The sequence below is a fragment of the Bacteroides sp. An51A genome, from assembly GCF_002161565.1.
In the GTDB taxonomy this organism is placed as follows: Bacteria; Bacteroidota; Bacteroidia; order Bacteroidales; family Bacteroidaceae; genus Phocaeicola; species Phocaeicola intestinalis.
Genome location: NZ_NFIC01000012.1, coordinates 41,178 through 59,776 on the forward strand (window position 1 = coordinate 41,178; position 18,599 = coordinate 59,776).

Annotated in this window: 11 protein-coding genes; 5 read left to right on the forward strand and 6 right to left on the reverse strand. The window is 45.6% G+C overall.

The window, feature by feature from the left end:
* Positions 1–83: 83 nt before the first annotated feature.
* Together B5G04_RS17630 and nadC are read right to left on the reverse strand one after the other, a co-directional pair.
* Complete coding sequence (locus B5G04_RS17630) at positions 84–707, reverse strand: DUF4923 family protein (protein WP_087249659.1); 624 nt, start codon at positions 705–707, stop codon at positions 84–86.
* An 85-nt stretch (positions 708–792) separates the two neighbouring features.
* Entirely contained in the window at positions 793–1,647 is an 855-nt protein-coding gene (gene nadC, locus B5G04_RS17635; protein ID WP_087398210.1) for a carboxylating nicotinate-nucleotide diphosphorylase, read from the reverse strand.
* A 99-nt stretch (positions 1,648–1,746) separates the two neighbouring features.
* Here nadC and rlmH point away from each other — a divergent pair, with 99 nt between their 5' ends.
* Entirely contained in the window at positions 1,747–2,217 is a 471-nt protein-coding gene (gene rlmH, locus B5G04_RS17640; RefSeq protein WP_022039368.1) for a 23S rRNA (pseudouridine(1915)-N(3))-methyltransferase RlmH, read from the forward strand.
* 224 nt (positions 2,218–2,441) lie between these two features.
* Here rlmH and B5G04_RS17645 read toward each other — a convergent pair whose 3' ends face one another.
* Positions 2,442–3,152, reverse strand: coding sequence for a DNA alkylation repair protein (locus B5G04_RS17645; protein WP_087398211.1), 711 nt, complete (start codon positions 3,150–3,152; stop codon positions 2,442–2,444).
* Between the two features lie 157 nt (positions 3,153–3,309).
* Here B5G04_RS17645 and B5G04_RS17650 point away from each other — a divergent pair, with 157 nt between their 5' ends.
* The 4 genes from B5G04_RS17650 to ccsA all read left to right on the forward strand — a co-directional run bounded on the left by B5G04_RS17650 (position 3,310) and on the right by ccsA (position 10,158).
* A complete protein-coding gene (locus B5G04_RS17650) occupies positions 3,310–4,656 on the forward strand; it encodes a hypothetical protein (protein WP_087398212.1) in 1,347 nt (448 codons plus the stop codon).
* A 47-nt stretch (positions 4,657–4,703) separates the two neighbouring features.
* Complete coding sequence (locus B5G04_RS17655) at positions 4,704–5,975, forward strand: imelysin family protein (RefSeq protein WP_087398213.1); 1,272 nt, start codon at positions 4,704–4,706, stop codon at positions 5,973–5,975.
* A gap of 216 nt (positions 5,976–6,191) precedes the next feature.
* Positions 6,192–7,871, forward strand: a complete 1,680-nt coding sequence (locus B5G04_RS17660) for a di-heme oxidoredictase family protein (RefSeq protein ID WP_087398214.1) — start codon at positions 6,192–6,194, stop codon at positions 7,869–7,871.
* Positions 7,872–7,947: 76 nt separating this feature from the next.
* A complete protein-coding gene (ccsA, locus tag B5G04_RS20700; protein WP_087398215.1) occupies positions 7,948–10,158 on the forward strand; it encodes a cytochrome c biogenesis protein CcsA in 2,211 nt (736 codons plus the stop codon).
* A 118-nt stretch (positions 10,159–10,276) separates the two neighbouring features.
* On the opposite strand, the gene purT is transcribed toward ccsA, so the two are convergent.
* The 3 genes from purT to xyl3A all read right to left on the reverse strand — a co-directional run bounded on the left by purT (position 10,277) and on the right by xyl3A (position 18,466).
* Positions 10,277–11,446 (reverse strand): formate-dependent phosphoribosylglycinamide formyltransferase, encoded by a 1,170-nt coding sequence (gene purT / locus B5G04_RS17670; protein WP_087398216.1) that lies wholly within the window; start codon positions 11,444–11,446, stop codon positions 10,277–10,279.
* Positions 11,447–11,561: 115 nt separating this feature from the next.
* Positions 11,562–15,806 carry a hybrid sensor histidine kinase/response regulator transcription factor gene (locus B5G04_RS17675; protein WP_087398217.1) on the reverse strand — a complete coding sequence of 1,415 codons (4,245 nt, stop codon included), beginning with the start codon at positions 15,804–15,806 and terminating at the stop codon, positions 11,562–11,564.
* A 95-nt stretch (positions 15,807–15,901) separates the two neighbouring features.
* Positions 15,902–18,466: a xylan 1,4-beta-xylosidase gene (gene xyl3A, locus B5G04_RS17680; protein WP_239414143.1), complete on the reverse strand. Its 2,565-nt coding sequence runs from the start codon at positions 18,464–18,466 to the stop codon at positions 15,902–15,904.
* Positions 18,467–18,599 lie beyond the last annotated feature (133 nt).

An 18,599-nucleotide genomic window follows, 5' to 3' on the forward strand; every position in this document is an offset into this window, starting at 1 on the left:
TCATCGACACTGTTTGTGTCGCGGAATTTACGCTGTTTGTATGTATCCAATCGGCTTCTGCATTGGTTTATAAGTCTGTCTTGTCATTGTTTTTCCAGTGCGAAGCCTAGCTGCAGGCCGTCGTATTCGTCCAGCAAGGAATTGGCGGTGCTTACCACCGAATTGGAGGAATTGCTGCTTAAGGCACTGCCTATTGTCTGCATCAGCGACATGACTTTGTCTGCCTTAAAAAGCAGGCTCATCTTCTTGGGAGCCAGTACATTCTGCGAAACGATGGCGTTGAATTTCAATCCCAGTTTTGTCTTCAGTTGCAATTCTTTCGTTTCACTGTCATACGTATAGGTTCCAGATGTGGTACGCCCTTTTACTGTCGAGGTGTAGGTACCATCGGAATTGAAGGTGTATGAACATCCTTCTGTAAAGCCCAGCTTCTCCAGAATGCCAGTCATCTTCTCTTCTACTTTCTTTGACGCTACTTCGCCTCCCGCTTTTGCCAACAGATTGTCACTGGTAAACTTGCAATCGGGTCCCGTATAATTCCACGTGCCTTCTATCGACCACGAAGCAAGGTCGCTTCCTTTTCCTTCCGTTATCGCATTGGCTACTCCGGAAAGAATCGATTTCCAGTCTTGTGCCTTGGCTGTGCTGCAAAATACAAAGCATAAGGCAAACACCAACATTCCTTTTATGAAATTGTTCTTTTTCATTTTGTTCATCCTTTCATTATTCTAGTATAACAGAAGTCACAGTGTACAGCAAAACGACTCCGTGACTCTGTGATGAAAAGGAAAATCAACAAGCTTTGAAGCTCATATCCAATCCTTTTACCGAATGGGTCAACGCACCTACCGAAATGAAGTCGACACCACATTCGGCATAATCACGAAGAGTATCAAAGGTGATGCCTCCTGATGATTCGATTTCGTAGCGTCCTCCTACCATTTCTACAGCTTTGCGTGTGTCGGCAGGCGTAAAGTTATCCAGCATAATGCGGTCTACACCACCCAAGTCGAGCACTTGTTGCAGTTCGTCGAAGTTCCGTACCTCGATTTCTATCTTCAAATCCTTTCCTTTCTCCTTGCAATATTCTTTCGCACGCAAAATGGCCTTGTCGATTCCTCCGGCGAAATCTACATGGTTGTCTTTCAGCAGAATCATATCGAAGAGACCGATGCGGTGATTCACTCCGCCACCGATTTTTACTGCCATCTTTTCCAGAATGCGCATGCCCGGAGTAGTTTTACGCGTATCCAGTACGCGGGTTTTTGTGCCTTCCAGACGCTCTACGTATTTATGGGTCATTGTAGCGATGCCGCTCATGCGTTGCATGATATTCAGCATCAGACGTTCGGTTTGCAGAAGCGACTGCACTTTTCCCGATACTATCATGGGTACATCTCCCGGTTTCACAGGAGTGCCGTCCTGAATGAACACTTCCACTTTCAATGTCGGGTCGAAACGGCGGAATACTTCCTTTGCCACTTCAATGCCTGCCAGTATGCCTTCTTCTTTTATCAGCAGCTTCGATTTTCCCATAGCATCGGCTGGAATGCACGATAATGTAGTGTGGTCGCCATCACCTATATCTTCGGCAAACGACAAGTCGATAAGCCGGTCAATCAAATCTTTTACAATTTTCTCGTCCATATTCGTTCTGTTTTTTTATTGTACTATCAAATCGGGGCAAAGGTACGGATTTATTCATACCTTTGCAAAAAGAAAATGTTTAAAACCCGATTAAAGATTATGAAATTTGTACTATTGGTTGTAGGAAAGACAGTAGAGAAACATTACATTTCCGCCATAGGTGATTATGTGCAGCGGATAAAGCATTATATTCCGTTCGACATTGAAGTGATTCCGGAACTGAAGAATACCAAGAGCCTTAGTACCGACCAGCAAAAAGAAAAGGAGGGCGAACTGATACTGAAAGCACTCCAGCCTGGAGACGTGCCAGTCTTGCTTGATGAACACGGCAAGGAGTTCCGCTCGACAGAATTTGCCACTTGGATAGAACGCAAGATGCATTCCGTCAAGCGGTTGGTGTTCATTATCGGAGGTCCGTACGGGTTCTCGCCTGCCGTTTATCAGGCGGCGCAAGAAAAACTTTCACTTTCGAAAATGACTTTTTCGCACCAGATGATACGTCTCATCTTTGTCGAGCAATTATATCGTGCGATGAGCATCCTGAACAACAGTCCGTACCACCACGAATAGATGGACACATATTACTGTTTTTACAAAGTCAAACGGCTGCCCAGTCCGGGACATCCCAGTCCTCCCTCAATCCCATATTGCTAGGACTGCAGTCCTAAGCTTACTAGGACTGGAGTCCTTGCCTATTAGGACAGCAGTCCTGACTGCACAGGACTTTTTACGCAATCCAATGGCTTTAATTATGCAGTTTGCCGCATCCGGCAACGCAGCCTACTGTATCCGAATTACCTCTTCATTCCCCGTATCACGTCTTTTATGGCGGCATCTACCCGGTACGACTCTACGATTTTCTGTAATGCCTTGTTGTAAGTGAAGTTGTCCAACGAATTTTGTTGCAGGTATGCCATCGTCTGTTGGGGAAATTTCACGAAGCAGACAGAGAGTGCCCATGCCACTCCCATCCGTACGTAATAGCCTTCGTGACGGATAGCATTATATAAGGAGAGAAGTTCGCCGATGTGCTCCTCGTCGATGAAGAGCTGCATCGCCATCACCACTCCGAAGCGGATTTCATACTCGCCCTCGGCTTGCATCCAAGTCTTCAGGTACTCCCACAGCCGTTCTTTGTTCGTTTCGACGAACCGCTTTCCTCCTCCGAACTTGAACGTGTCGCACACCGACCAGCTGTTGATGTTCCATACAAAACGGGTCACTCGGTGCAGGTACACCTCGATGTCGGCATCGGGACGGATGCAGCCCAATACCATTCCATGCAGCATCCGCTCTTCCATATAATAGGTGTCGGCGGTGTCGAGATACGTTTCCCAATCGCTTTTGGCGATGCGTGCCGCCAGTTTCCGCAAGTGGGGCACACGGATACCCAACACATGTTCCACGCCCGGATTCAGGCTTTCGGTAAACTTTTTGTTCCCCTGCTCTGCCAACCGGAGCAGATGTTTTTTGATGGTCAAGCCTTCGAGTCTGTATTCTTCCATATCTTTTGCTTTGTTGTCATATTTCCTGCAAAAATACGCATTGCTATCCCCATAAGTAGGTATTTAACATCTTTTTTTACCTAAAAGTAGGTATTGCCGCTATAAAGCAAGCTCCATACCTTTGCGGTAGTTAAAAATCAACAAAAGATAAAGAGAAATGAAAACAACGAAACTCTTATTCTCGCTCTGCTTGGCGATGCTTGCCCCGCACGCTTTCGCTACAGGTGAAGCAGAGCAGGCAAGTAAAGGCAATGCGGACATGACCGCAGAGAGCGCATCGGAAACGGTCAAGACAGAAAAGAAGAAATCACGTTTCACCATCGGCGGTTATGGTGAGGCGGTGTATAGCCGGAACTTTTATAGCGACAATTATTTGCGCTATGACAGTCCGCAGGATTATAAAGACGATAAACACGGACGTTTTGACCTGCCACATGTTGTCCTGATGTTAGGATATGATTTTGGCAAAGGCTGGTCAATGGGGATGGAAATCGAATTTGAACACGGAGGTACAGAAAGTGCCGTTGAGATAGAAGAACATGAAGGAGGTGAATACGAAACCGAAGTGGAACGTGGAGGTGAAGTTGCCCTCGAGCAATTTTGGATCCAGAAATCTTTCTGTCCGGAGTTCAACATTAAATTAGGGCACATGGTCATCCCGGTAGGTGCTACGAATGCCCATCACCTTCCTACCGAATTCTTTGGTGTATATCGTCCGGAAGGTGAAAATACCATTATGCCTTGTACGTGGCATGAAACCGGATTAAGCATTTGGGGACGTGCAGGAGATTGGCGGTATGAAGCTATGTTGCTTCCTGGACTTGACTCTGACCGTTTTAATGATAAGGAATGGATAAAAGGCGGTGCCGGAAGTCCTTACGAATTCAAGATAGCCAATGCTATGGCTGGTGCTGTCCGTGTAGATAATTATTCGGTAAAAGGCCTTCGACTTTCTGTAAGCGGATATGCCGGAAACACATTCAGCAATACACTGAAGAAAGCGACCAATGCGATATACGACGATGTAAAGGGGACTGTATTAATCGGTTCATTTGATTTTCATTACAACGACCATAACTGGGTGGCACGTGGAAATTTTGATTATGGACACTTGTCGGATGCTGCTTTGATAACCCGTTATAACCAAAGTTTCTCCAATGACTCGCCTGCGAAAAAGAGACCCGTAGCTACATCAGCAATTTCTACAGGGGTAGAAGTGGGCTACGACTTATTTGGCTGGCTCGGCAAAAAACAGCAAGAAAAAGGACGCAAATTCTATCTTTTCGGTCGTTATGAATATTATGATTCAATGTATAAAACGGAAGATGCCGTGACCGATTATGAAGAATACGGCCGCCAACGCATCGCATTCGGTGTGAACTATTACCCGATGAAAGACATCGTATTGAAGGGGGAATATTCATTGGGCATCCTGAAAAGCAAATTCAATAACGAACCAGCCGTTTCGTTAGGAGTAGCCTATTCCGGTTTCTTCAATTTGTAAAATCAAAAACAAGATACAAACAAAACACCAATTAAAATAGTAAGACAATGAAAAAGTATTTGAAATTCCCGCTCTACATGGCATTTACCGCCATGATAGGCATGAGTGTTACCGCTTGTAGTGATGACGATAATCCTGAAAACCCGGAAGAAATCGGAGGGCTTTCCGTTCAGGAGCAAGCGTTGAAAGATGTAATAACCGACTATACGGACAAAACTGTAATACCGACTTACAAAGGCATGGCAGACGCCGCTATGCAACTGCATAGCCTGTGTATTGATATCCGCACCAAAAAAGCGGACGGAACCTTATCTACCGCAGATGTAGAAGCAGCCGGCGAAGCTTGGAAAACCGCACGCGATTATTGGGAAAAAAGCGAAGCCTGGCTGTTCGGCCCAGCCGGAGACTACTATATAGACCCGCACATTGACTCTTGGCCGCTTGATAAAACAGGAATGGATGCCCTGTTGAGCAATCCTGCACAAATGGCACAAATGGATGATGAAGGTGTATATGTCGGTAACTATTTAGGATATGCATTACAAGGATTCCATGCCATCGAATATCTTTTATTTGAACTGACAAATACAAACGCTAACGGCAATGCTACTGCTAATTCTGAAAGTGTAGCTCATAATCTGAATTATACCACCGAGGAATTAAATTATTTGGTTGGTTTAGCCGCTGACTTGCGTAACCAGTGTATTTTATTGGAAGCATGTTGGGCTGGTACAGAAAATGTAACATCAGAGAAACAACAGATTTTGACTGATACCGAACTGGATAAAGGCATAAACTTTGGTGAACGTATTAAAAATGCGGGTAACGCAGGTAGTGAATACGTAAACTATCTCGATGTAATGTACGACATTATAACCGCAGGTATCCAAAACATCGCAAACGAGGTAGGCAACATTAAAATCGGTAACCCGACAGGTAAGGGTCTTCCTTCAGGAGGTATGGAATACGATCCGAACTATATCGAATCACCTTATAGTTTAAATTCTATCCGCGACTTCTTGGGTAATATCATTAGTATCCGCAATGCTTATCAAGGTTCTCCTTCTGTAGACGGAACTATTCAAGTAGCTACGAATACGCTTAGTGCTTACATTGCTACGCTTGATCCCGACTTAGACAGTCGTGTGAAAGCCGCTATCCAAGATGCATACGATAAAATTTCATTGATGGGTGAACCTTTTGCCTACACTTGTGGGGCTTCTGAATATGATACCATTAATCAAGACGCTATTGACGCTTGTAATGTGATGAATGACATCTTTGATGAAGTGAAAACTTTGTTACAGGCAAATCACTAATCATTTCTCTTGAACCAATAAAAAGGGCATGTTTAGGCAATAAACTGCATAATCAAAAAATAATATCATTCTGAGCTTAGCGGAGGGTCTCGGAAATGCAGTCATGCATTCGAGATTCTTCACTATGCTTTAAATGACAACACATGAGTTTATTCCATAAGATGTCATCTTTTTAGAATTATGATAGGACAATTACTAACTTTATATTACTTTTGGATGATGAAAAAACATTATTATTTAGCTGCATTCTTGTCAATAGGCATGATAACGGCTTGTAGTGACGATGAAGTGAAAACAGACAATCCGTCACCGAATCCAGAACCGTCAGAACTTCCTGATTGGTATTATACAGGTGGAGAACTGGGTACAACATTCAATTCATCTTCTACCGCTTTCGAAGACCCGACTCCTGTAGTAGACGGCGATGCCGACATGACCGCCTCTTTTAACAGAGGAGAACAATTCTTCGAGAAACCTTATACATCTAATTTCTCTGGTATGCGTCACGGTTTGGGACCTGTCTATATCCGTACCTCTTGCCAGCATTGCCATCCGGGATACGGGCACGGACAAAGCCAACCTGCCGGTTCTTTCAATACAAACACAATAGGCAACGGCTACTTATTAGTTGTCTACAACCCTGCAACCAATGCCTACGTTTCTTGGCTTGCAGGTATGCCGCAGACCCATGCCGTGGCCCCTTTCAAGGCTCCGCTGGACGAAAGTCAGATTATGCTGACTTGGCATGAATATACCGATAGCTGGGGCAACAAGTTCCCCGACGGCGAAACTTACCAGCTCCGCTATCCCGAAGTGACCATACCGAAGAGCGCTATCTACGTAGCCAATAAAGGATATGAGGTAGGCACTTACGAAGTCCGTTTGGAATCCACCATCGGCATTTACGGTACCGGCTTGCTGGATGCCATTTCGGATGAAGACCTGAAAGCGGAATATGCCAAGCAGGAGAAGGACGGATACATGAAGAACGGGCTGAACCCCAACATCTTTGCCAACGGAGACTGGACGGGGCAATATGCCAACACGGCACAGGGAGGTGACGGGACGAAATATCCTTTCCGTTATACGTATGCTCTGAGCCGTGGTCCGTTGCAGGATGCAGCCGGAGCCAACGCTTTCTGGAACATCACCAACGCTACACGTAGCGACCGCCGCTTCCATTACCTGGATGCGGCAGGTACGTATGCCCAGTATTCTTCGGAAGACCCCGATGTGCAAGCCGGATTCCGTGACTACATCGAGCAAGCCGACCCGGAAAAGAACCATCCCGACTGGCATATCCAAAACGAAGACGGTACGTATGACGAGCAACAGAACATCTACAACTACCTGACTTCGAAAGAACTGGACGTGGAAGTGTCTGACCAAGACTACATCGACCTCATGGTATGGCACCGCGGACTTGCCGTGCCCGCCGCACGCAACGTAGACGATGAAGAAGTATTGAAAGGCAAGGAACTCTTCGAACAAATCGGGTGTACGTATTGCCACAAGCCCAGCTGGACTACGGGCGATGACGAGATACGCGACCCGGCACGTTTCTTCGTAGGAGACAAGGCAGACCAGTTGCCCCGCTATCCGAACCAGAAGATATGGCCTTATACGGATATGGTACAGCACAAGCTGCACATGCAGAACGATATCCGCACGGGCTGGTGCCGCACCACTCCGCTTTGGGGACGCGGCCTGCACCAGCGTTGCACCGGAGCCGAATATGCCGACCGCTTGCACGATTGCCGCGCACGCACCACGCTGGAAGCCATCATGTGGCACGGCACCAGCACCGAGAGCGACGCTTACGAACAAATCGAAGCTTTCCGCAACCTCTCGAAGGAAGACCGTGACGCTATTGTGAAATTCATCGACTCCATCTAATGTTCTCACCACAGATTACACAGATTCATTTATCCAATCTGTGTAATCTGTGGTAAATCCTCCATACGTAAAACAAATGAAACTGATAAAACGCATTGCTTTCGGAAGTGCAGGACTGCTCGTCTTGCTGATGATGACCGCCACCGTTGTAGAAAAACTGCAAGGAACCGGTACGGCTTGGACGGCTATCTATGGCTCTCCGTTCTTTACCATACTGTGGGGAATCCTGGCGGTATGCGCTTTGGTTTACCTGATAAGCCGGAGGATGCAACGGGATTTTTTTACGTTCCTGCTGCACATCGCGTTTCTGGTTATCCTGGCAGGAGCGCTCACCACGCGCCTTTGCGGAAAGCAAGGAAGCATCCATTTGCGGATGAACGATACGCCTGTTTCGGCTTTCGTCACTTCAGGAACGGAGGAAGAGCCGCTTCCTTTCGATGTGCGGCTGCACGATTTCCGTATCGACTATTACAAAGGAAGCTTTGCGCCCATGGACTTTACCAGCCGCATCCAAATTGAGGATAACGGAATACAGGCAGAGGGAGAAGTGTCGATGAACCGGATATTCACCTATCGCCATTACCGTTTCTACCAGTCGGCATACGACAAGGACGGGCAAGGAACTACCCTTGCGGTGTCTTACGACCCGTGGGGCATCGGCATTACCTATACCGGATATGCTTTATTGCTACTCTCTGTCTTGGGCTTCTTTTTTCAGAAAGACAGCATGTTCCGCCGGCTTCTCCGTCATCCCGCGTTGCGTAATAAAACGGTTCTGTTAGGTATCGCGCTGCTTTCATCCGTCGCTGGCATGGCTTCGGAGCAGCCCAAGCACTTATCCCGTGAGGCGGCATCCGCGGTAGGCAATCTTTACATCTATTACCACGACCGCATCTGTCCCTTGCAGACTTTGGCGAAAGACTTTACCGTAAAGCTTTACGGCAAAACGACCTATAAAGGACTGACTGCCGAACAGGTGTTTACGGGCTGGTTCTTTTATTACGATGACTGGAAAGCCGAGCCTGTTATCCGCATTAAAAGCAAGGAAGTGCAACGCCGGCTGGGTATCGGAGGGGATTATGCCTGCCTGAACGATTTTTTCGGAACGGAAGGGTATAAGCTGAAAGAGAATGGAACGGGCAGTTCCCAATACAAACGTGAATGGAACGAGGCGAACGAGAAGTTCAACCTGATTAGCATGACCGCTACGGGCAGCATCCTGAAAATCTATCCGTGCCGGACGGAGCATAACCGGACAGGCTGGTTCGCTCCCGTAGACGACTTGCCTCAAGACTTGCCCGACGAGCAATGGCTGTTCGTCCGCAAGAGCCTTGGGTTGCTGAGTGAGCAGGTGATGAAGAAAAACGATGCTGCCATACTCGAACTTACGGGGAAGATACGGAAATACCAACAAAAGACTGCGGGTGAAGTGCTTCCCTCCGACACCTGTTTCCGGGCAGAAAAACTATACAACTGTTTGGACTATACCCGGTCTTTGGCGATGGCTTGCCTTACCGTCGGCATTCTTTCCTTTATTTTCTATTGCCGGCGGATGAACCGTCCGGTATGCGGCAAGACCCGTGTGAATGTCTTTTTGCTTGCCGCATTGGGTATCATTGCGGTTTATCTCTTGTCGCTTATCGGCCTGAGGGGATTCGTCAGCGGACACCTTCCACTGTCGAACGGCTACGAGACGATGCAGTTTCTGGCATTGTGCACTACCTTGCTTACTTTTATTTTCTACCGCAAGTCCGAAGCCGTCATTGCTTTCGGCTATATGCTGTGCGGGCTGGCATTGCTGGTGGCGATGCTGGGCGAGGCAAATCCGCCTATTACCCAACTGATGCCGGTATTGGCATCGCCCTTGCTTAGCCTTCATGTGGTGACCATTATGATTGCCTATTCGCTTACCGCATTTATCATGCTGAACGGCATTATGGCAATTGTGTTGCGCTATACTCATAAGGATTATCAGGATGCCGTTGTCCGGCTGCAAGTCATGAGCCGGCTTATTCTTTATCCGGCGGTGTTCTGCCTGGCGCTAGGCATTTTCATCGGTGCCGTATGGGCGAATGTTTCATGGGGGCGTTATTGGGGATGGGACCCGAAAGAGACTTGGGCGCTTATCACCTTATTTATATATGCGGCAGCCTTGCATGCTTCGTCGCTCCCCGCATTCCGTCGGCCTATGTTCTTTCACTGGTTTGCCGTTATCGCGTTTTTGAGCGTACTGATTACTTATTTTGGCGTCAATTTCATCTTAGGCGGCATACATAGCTATGCTTAAAAAAGAAAGCATCATTTGTTTTTACTTGTCATTCTGTTGAGAATGAAAACAGAGGCTGATGCGTGAGCACCGGCCTCTGTTGCTATAAAAGATTGTCTTGTATGATGGGGATTCAATATCAATATACTTCCACCTTGGCAGCCAGCGACTTGCACTTGTCGCGCAAGGCATCGAGGTCGCCGTCCGGTTTGTCGTAGCAAACCACTACGCCCATACGGCGGTTCAGCTTCGTAAACGGTTTGCCGAAGATGCGTAAGTACGTATCGGGTTGTGAGCAGACCAGTTCTTCACCCCGATAACGCGGAGCTTCCTTGCTGGCTATGGGCGAAAGAATCACGGCACTGGCACCGATATGCTCTTGTGTAATGCCTGGGATAGGCAATCCCAGCACAGCGTATAAATGCAATTCAAATTCGTTCAGGTTCTGGGTATTTGCCAAAGTTACCATACCCGTATCGTGCGGACGTGGAGAAAGTTCGGAGAAGTACACGCCGTTTTCGTGGCTCAAGAAGAACTCTACGCCCCAAATGCCATAGCCGGTCAATGCTTCGGTTACTTTTGCTGCCATGCGTTGCGCTTCGGCAAGATGTTCGGGAGCGATGTGTGCAGGCTGGAAGCTCTCGCGGTAGTCCCCTCCTTTCTGTACATGTCCGATAGGCGGGCAGAACAGGGTAGGGCCGTCCTTCTGCGTCACCGTAAGCAGGGTGATTTCGCTATCAAACTGGATGAACTCTTCGATAATCAGTTCCTTGATATCGCCCCGGCTTCCTTCGCAACCGTAATGCCATGCGTGTTCCAGGTCTTCCGGACCTTTCGCTACCGACTGGCCTTTGCCCGATGAGGACATCAAGGGTTTGATGACACAGGGGAAACCGATTTTTTCTGCCGCTTCCTTCAATTCGTCGAATGATTTGGCATAGAAATATTTCGCGGTATTTAATCCTAATTCTTTTGCGGCAAGGTCGCGTATCGCCTTGCGGTTCATCGTAAAGTTTACGGCACGCGCACTGGGCACCACCTGAATGCCTTCTTTCTCCAAATGGTACAACCGTTCGGTACGGATGGCTTCAATCTCAGGCACAATAATGTCCGGATGATATTTTTCAACTACACGGTCGAGCGCATCGCCATCCAGCATATTGAATACTTCACAAGCATCTGCCACCTGCATGGCAGGAGCTCCTGCATACGAATCACACGCAATGATGTACTGTCCCAAACGTTGGGCAGCAATCACAAACTCTTTTCCTAATTCGCCGGAACCCAGCAACAATATTTTCTTCGTCATACGATTAACTTTTTTCTATGTGGACAAAGATAACACAAATTTTGCTTTGCTTGCATGGAAACTATGAAAAAACAGTATCAATTCTTTTCATGGAGTATCCGACTTAGTTATCGCGTCATGCACTTTCTTCTGGTGTGGCTGTCTGGCTTTGAGATGATGTTTCATTATTTTTATCATTTTCATTTTCATCCGGTTCATTTTGTGGCTGTTCGGATTGAGTTTCGTCTGGTTCTGAAAGTTCGTTGTCTACATTTTCTCCTTCCTCTTCTGCTGGTAAATCACGGAATGCCTGCATGTACTCTTTAGGTGTTTGTCCAAACAAATCTTTAAAAGTATTCGAGAAATGAGACAAGTTGCTATAACCTACAGCATAGGCAACATCCGAGATAGACAGTTTCTTCTCTTTCAGCAATTTGGCTGCCTGCTGCATACGGATGTTGCGAATGAAATCGCGTGTAGAAAGATTGGTAAGTTCTTTCAGTTTCCGATGCAGATGGACACGGCTTAAACCAATGCTGTTGGCAAGCATTTCTACGCTGAGTGATGGCTCTGCTAAGTTGTCGTTAATGATTTTCATAATGCGGCTCATCAGCATTTCATCGGATGATGGAACTTTTACTTCCTGCATCTTGTCATTTTGTTCTTGAGCTCCGCTGAATTTGTTTTTCAGTAAACGTCGTGTTTCTATCAGATTGGTAATGGTGCTCCGCAACACTTCGATGCTGAAAGGTTTGACGATGTAGCTGTCAGCTCCGGTTTCGATGCCTTCCGCTTGTTCTTCATTCCTTCCTTTGGCTGTAAGCAGAATGATAGGGATGTGGTTGATATTCGTATTCGACCGTACCTTTTTGCACAATGTGATACCATCCATTTCGGGCATCATTACATCGCTGATGAGCAGGTCTACCGGATGGTTTAGCAAGAAATCGTATGCTTCGGATCCGTTGCTGCACGTATCTACTTTGTATTCGTCAGACAGTTCGTTGCATAGATATTCGCGTATTTCTTTTTCATCATCAACTATTAGAACGTGAAGATTGTATTTCGTTTTCGCTTTCTTTGTTCCTGCTTCTGGTTCAGATGTTTCAGAGTCATTCTTTCCGATGTATTGTTTTTCTTTGTTCTGTTTGAAGGTTTTCAGATTAAGATTGTTGTGCGAGATATCCAGTTCTTCCATCTTCAAATGATTACTGCCTTGAGGAATGCGTACGATGAACTTGCTGCCCTGGCAATCAGTGCGATTGCAGGCAGTGATAGTTCCATGGTGAAGTTCTACGAGCGAACGGGTCAGATGAAGTCCTACGCCAGTACCTGCCTGATTGCGGGTAATGTCATTGTTTATCTGATAGAACCGTTCGAAGATACGTTCTATTTGTGCATCATCCAATCCTATGCCTGTATCAGAAACTGTTATCTCAATGTATTTTTTTAGAGGAGCAGGTGCAGCTGCATCTTCTCCTACGGTGAGGGTAATGTCTACACTTCCTCCTTCGGGAGTATATTTGAAGGCATTTGAAAGTAGATTCATCAGTACTTTGTCGAAGTTGTTCAGATCTATCCATGCTTTAAGCCGTTCATCGTTATGATGAAAGGTAAATGTGATGTGTTTGTTTTGTGCCAGATAGCCGAATGTGTTGACGACATCATTGATGAAGCCGACGAGGTCTGTTTCGCGGAATTTCAGACTCATTTGTCCTTTATCTATTTTGCGTATGTCCATCAGTTGGTTTATCAGCCGCAAGATGCGTATCGAGTTACGATAGATCATTAAATAGGTTTTATTTAACTCCGGATTGTCACAGTTGGCTATTAACTTTTCCATCGGATTGATGATGAGTGTAAGCGGTGTGCGTATTTCGTGTGAGATATTGATAAAGAACTGTAGTTTGGCTTCATTGATTTCTTCTGTATGTTTGCGTTCTACCATTTCTTTCCGTTGTTTGAGCTGTGTGCGGGCATAGCCGATAAAGGCAAGCACAATAAGTACAATCAATGCACTATATAACAAGTATGCCCACCATGACTGGAACCAGGGAGGTGTGATGAGAATGCTTATTGTCTTTATGTTCGAATGGTATCCATGGTCGATGGCATAGACTTCGAAGGTATATTTCCCGGAAGCCAAGTTGTTGTAGGTGACAAAGTTGGTTCCGGGTGCAGTCGTTTGCCATTCTTTATCCAGCTCATGGATGCGGTATTTGTAAATAACCTGTCCCGCCTGTGCAAATTGTAAGGTAGAGAACGAAATGCTGAACGTATTGTCGGTATAGTTCAACTTGAAACGGTTGGCATCCGTTACAGCAGTATTGATGATGGGGTGTCCTCCCGATAAGGTGTTGGTGTTGACAGACTGTCCGGACACCTTGAAATCTGTGATGACTACGGGTGGAACAGTACGCTCGTTGATGATTTGTTCAGGTACGAAACTGGTGATTCCGTTGATACCGCCAAAATGGATGGTACCATCGGATGAGTGGAAATAAGAGCCTCGTGTAAATTCGTTGCCTTGCAGTCCGTCTCCAGAGTGATAGACTGTAAAAGTTTGCGTTTTTTGGTCAAGCCGGTTGATGCCGTTGAATGTACTTACCCATATATTTCCCAGTTTATCTTCGCAAATGCCGCATATGATGTTGTTGCTGAGTCCTTCTTGTTGGGAATAACGTTTCAGTTTTTTGTTTTTTTTATCGAATTTGTACAGTCCCTTTGAGGTACCTGCCCAAATGTTTCCCATATGGTCTTCTGCAAGGGTATATCCGATACATCCTTGCAGGATATAGTTCTTTTGTGTGAAGTTTATGAAACTTTTAGTTTTAGGGTTGAAACAAGTCACTCCTTTGAAGTGTCCAATCCAAACCAGTCCTTCACTGTCGCAATAGAGGCTGTTAATCCAATTGTTTGGCAATTCGTCATAACTATGTGCAGATGTACTCTTTTCTGTTGACTTGTACTGTGTGAACTGTTTTGTTTCTTTATGATAGACAAACAGTCCGTTGCCGTATGAACTGAAGTACAGGTGCCGGTCGTGGTCTTCGGTAATGGCAAATACCCGCTCGTTATATAGTTCGGGTATGAAAGTGCATGAATTCATGCTTGGATTTAGTTGGGCAACGCCTTTTGTATAGGAGCCTAACCATATCGTATTGTCCGAGTCTTGGAATATGCTCAGTATGGTATTTGCTACGCTATGCGGTCCTTTGTCCGGTGTCAGGTGTTGGAGCGTATGAAAATGGTTGTCCAGGATGTATAGTCCGTCGTTGTCGGTCCCGACAAGCAAATTCTTTTTATTGTCTTGGAATATCGACATGACGCATTGTTTGCCGAAAGGACTTCCGTGCATGGATTTGAATCCATGGTATTGGAATGGATTATGTCTCATCGGGATGAAAGCTACTCCCTGCTGGAATAATCCTAACCATAGGTCATTGTTACGGTCAAAAAGGATGGTATGTATCTTTTTGTTTTTCAGATTGAACTGTGTATCCTCTAATTCTTTGTCTGTTATTTCATGTTTTTCCGTCGTATATACTTTCAGTCCTTCTCCATCAGTACCGATATAAAGTTGTCCGTTGGCATAAGTCAGAGCTTTTACGGGCAGGTTGTATCTGTCTTGATAGGGAATTTGTCTGAATTTCCGGGTCGAGTTGTTATAAATATTCAGTCCGCCGGTCAGAGTGCCGATATAAATATTTCCGTACGGGTCTTTAGCCAGGCTGGATATATTATTTTCGCTGATAAGAGGAGTCTTGAATGTCTTTATGGTTTCTTTGATTATATTGTAACAGATAAGTCCATCATTTTCTGCGCCAATCCATAAGTTGCCTTTCCCGTCATCCAGTATTGTGCTCAGATGCCGGAATCCTAATTGGTTGATGGCCATGATGCATTCTCCCTGTTCTTTTTCGGGATGAATACGGAATAAACCTTCTCCTGAAGTCGATGCCCATAAAGTGCCTTCTCGGTCTTCGATGATGTGGGTTACATCTGTATAAATCTGTCGTTCTTCTTTATATAGCGGTATGTTTGTGAAAGAATCGGTGTTCCGGTTGTATTTTACCAGTCCTCCCATAGTGCCTACCCAGATATTTCCTTTGCTGTCTTCGAAAGTCAGATGCACGTAGTCATTATTTAGCGAGGTAGTATCATTGTCCTGATGTCTGTAGGTGTTGAATTTGTTTCCGTCAAAACGGTTGAGTCCATATTCTGTTGATATCCAAATAAACCCGCTTCTGTCTTGATAGATGTCGTTGATAAGGCTACTCGATATTTGATTATCAGTTGAATAGAGAACGGAAATTTGCGCAAAAGCTTCCGCTACAACAAAACAGTAAAACAAACCGGTATATAGAATCTTTTTTAGCATAAGTATAAATGATAGTCATAATGAATGATAGCCAGTGGATTGTGTGCATTGGAAATTACTTTCCTCCGCTGGCTGTCATCTGTTCATTTGAGTTGTTATAAAACTTTAACCTGAATCTTGTGCAGAGAGTCGATGTCCGATGTTCCTCCATATAGAAGTTCGTAATTTCCTTCTACCAGATTCATCGCATTGGTTTGAGTATCGAACCATAAGAAATTGTCATCTGAAAGCGTCAAGACAACTTCTTTGGTTTCACCTTTCGGAATATATACACGTTGAAATGCGCGTAGGGTATGCGAAGGAGCATCGGTGTCTCCCGGACGGCGCAGGTATATTTGTACCACTTCTTCTCCGTCTTTATTCCCATTGTTGGTGACAGGGACAGTCAGTGTCAAAGTATTGCCTTTGCTGAATGTCGGACTGCTTATCCGTGCTTTCCCATAAACGAACTGAGTATAGCTAAGTCCATGTCCGAAACAAAACAACGGAGCTTCGGTCATATAACGGTAGGTACGTCCTTTCATCGAATAATCTTCGAAGTCGGGCAGTTGCTCTGTACGGGTATAGAACGTTATCGGTAATTTGCCCGAAGGGTTATATTTGCCTAGCAGGACATCGGCAATGGCTGTTCCTCCGGCTTGTCCTGGATACCAAGCCTGAAGGATACCGTCACAGATTTCACTTTCAGGAGCAAGCCCCATTGCAGAGCCTGAAAAATTGATGAAAACAATAGGTTTGCCAAGCTTTTTCAATTCCCGGATCATTTGTCTTTGGATGGCAGGCAGTTCGATGGTGGTACGGTCTCCACCTTTGAAACCTTCTACATTGACCGGCATTTCTTCTCCTTCCAAAGTGGGAGAGATACCACCGGCAAAGACAATTACATCGGCATTTTTCACTTTTTCTACTGATGCCTGCAGGTTTACAGGGATATTTCGGCCCATATCGAAATCCAGCTGAGCCGCACGGTCTTTGCTGTTGAAGATGAAATCAATTCGGATATCGTATGATTTTCCTGCTTCAGCTTTTAGGGTATAAAGATTGGCATTATTTTGAAGATATTTGCCTGAGGCTACTTCTTTGCCGTTGACCGACAAGCGTATGATGCCTTGTGTCTGGAAATGAAAACCTATATTTTCTGTCTTGTCTGCTGTGAATACAGATTCATAGCGTGCCGAAAAATCGGTAATGTTTACTCCCGGTGCAAATACAGTTGCACCTAAAGTCGTAAAATGGAACGGAGTAGTGGTTTGTACTATTGCCGCAGGAGTTCCTTCCTGTCGGATGTTGTTCCAATAAGTAGATTTGAATCCTTGTTTTCCTTGTAGGGAGCATTGGCTGAATACGCTTTCCAGTGTAACAGAAGTTGTACGGTCGCAGCCGGTATCGTAAATCAGTTGTTCAGCGGGAAGACGTTTCTTCATTGCTTCATATAAGGTCTCTGTATGGGAAGGGTAACCGTTGTAATTGCCCCAGTGCATGACTGAATCTGCTGCATTGGGACCGATAAGGGCAATTTTCAAGTCTTTTTTTAAAGGTAAGACATTATTCCGGTTTTGGAGCAATACAAGGCTTTCACGTGCCATTTGTAAGGCCAATGCTTTGTGCTTTTCACTGTCGACAATCGAATAAGGAATACTGTCCCAACATACATTCTGGTCCATTTCTCCCAATTCGAAACGGGCTTTCAGCAAGCGTTTTACAGAAGTATTTATCTGTTCTTCACTGATGAGGCCGGAACGGACGGCATCAGGTAAAGAGGCATAATTGTTCCCACATTCCAGGTCTGTGCCACTTAATACGGCTCCAGCACTGGCATGTGCTTTATCGGGATGTGTTTCATGGTCGCCTTTGCGCCAAAAGTCGCTGATGGCTCCACAGTCGGATACAATGATTCCCTGGTATCCCCATTCATTCCGTAGAATTTGGGTTAGCAGACGGTTGTTTCCGCAGCAGGGTTCGCCTTCCAACCGGTTATAGGCACACATCACCTCTTTGACATGGGCTTTTTGTACCAAATCTTTGAAAGCGGGCAGATAGGTTTCCCATAAGTCGCGCGGGGATATGTTTTCTGCATTGAATTCATGCCGGTTCCATTCTGGTCCGGAATGTACGGCAAAGTGTTTGGCACAGGCGTGCAGCTTGTTATATTTTGCGTTCTCAGGACCCTGTAAGCCTCTCACTACAGCCATTCCCATTTGTGAAGTAAGATAAGGGTCTTCTCCATAAGTTTCTTGTCCGCGTCCCCAGCGTGGGTCTCTGAATATGTTGACGTTTGGAGTCCAAAAAGTCAATCCTTGGTAACGTTTCAGCTCTCCCTGTTCTCGTGCTTTTACATATTTGGCCCGCGCTTCATCCGATATGGCAGTAAAGACTTGGTATAACAGATTGTCGTCAAATGAAGCTGCCATGCCGATGGCTTGAGGAAAAACGGTGGCTGTGCCTGCCCGTCCCACTCCATGTAAAGCTTCATTCCACCAGTCATAAGCCTTAATGCCCAAGCGCGGAATGGCAGGTGAGGCATTTTGCATCAAAGCGACTTTCTCTTCCAGTGTCAGCCGGGTGACAAGATCGGTTGCCCGTTGTTCGGCTGTTAATGTCTGGTCCTGATAAGGATATTTTTGTCCCATTATGGGAAGTGCGGCGATAAATGTTGCCATGCACACCCATTGTTTCATTTTGTTTTTCATGTTTTCAAATAGCATTAAATATTACACTAACCCTTTGTTGTTGTTAATGAAAAATGAAGAATAAAGAATAAAGGAATGTGTCGTACAGCCTCATTCTTTGGTT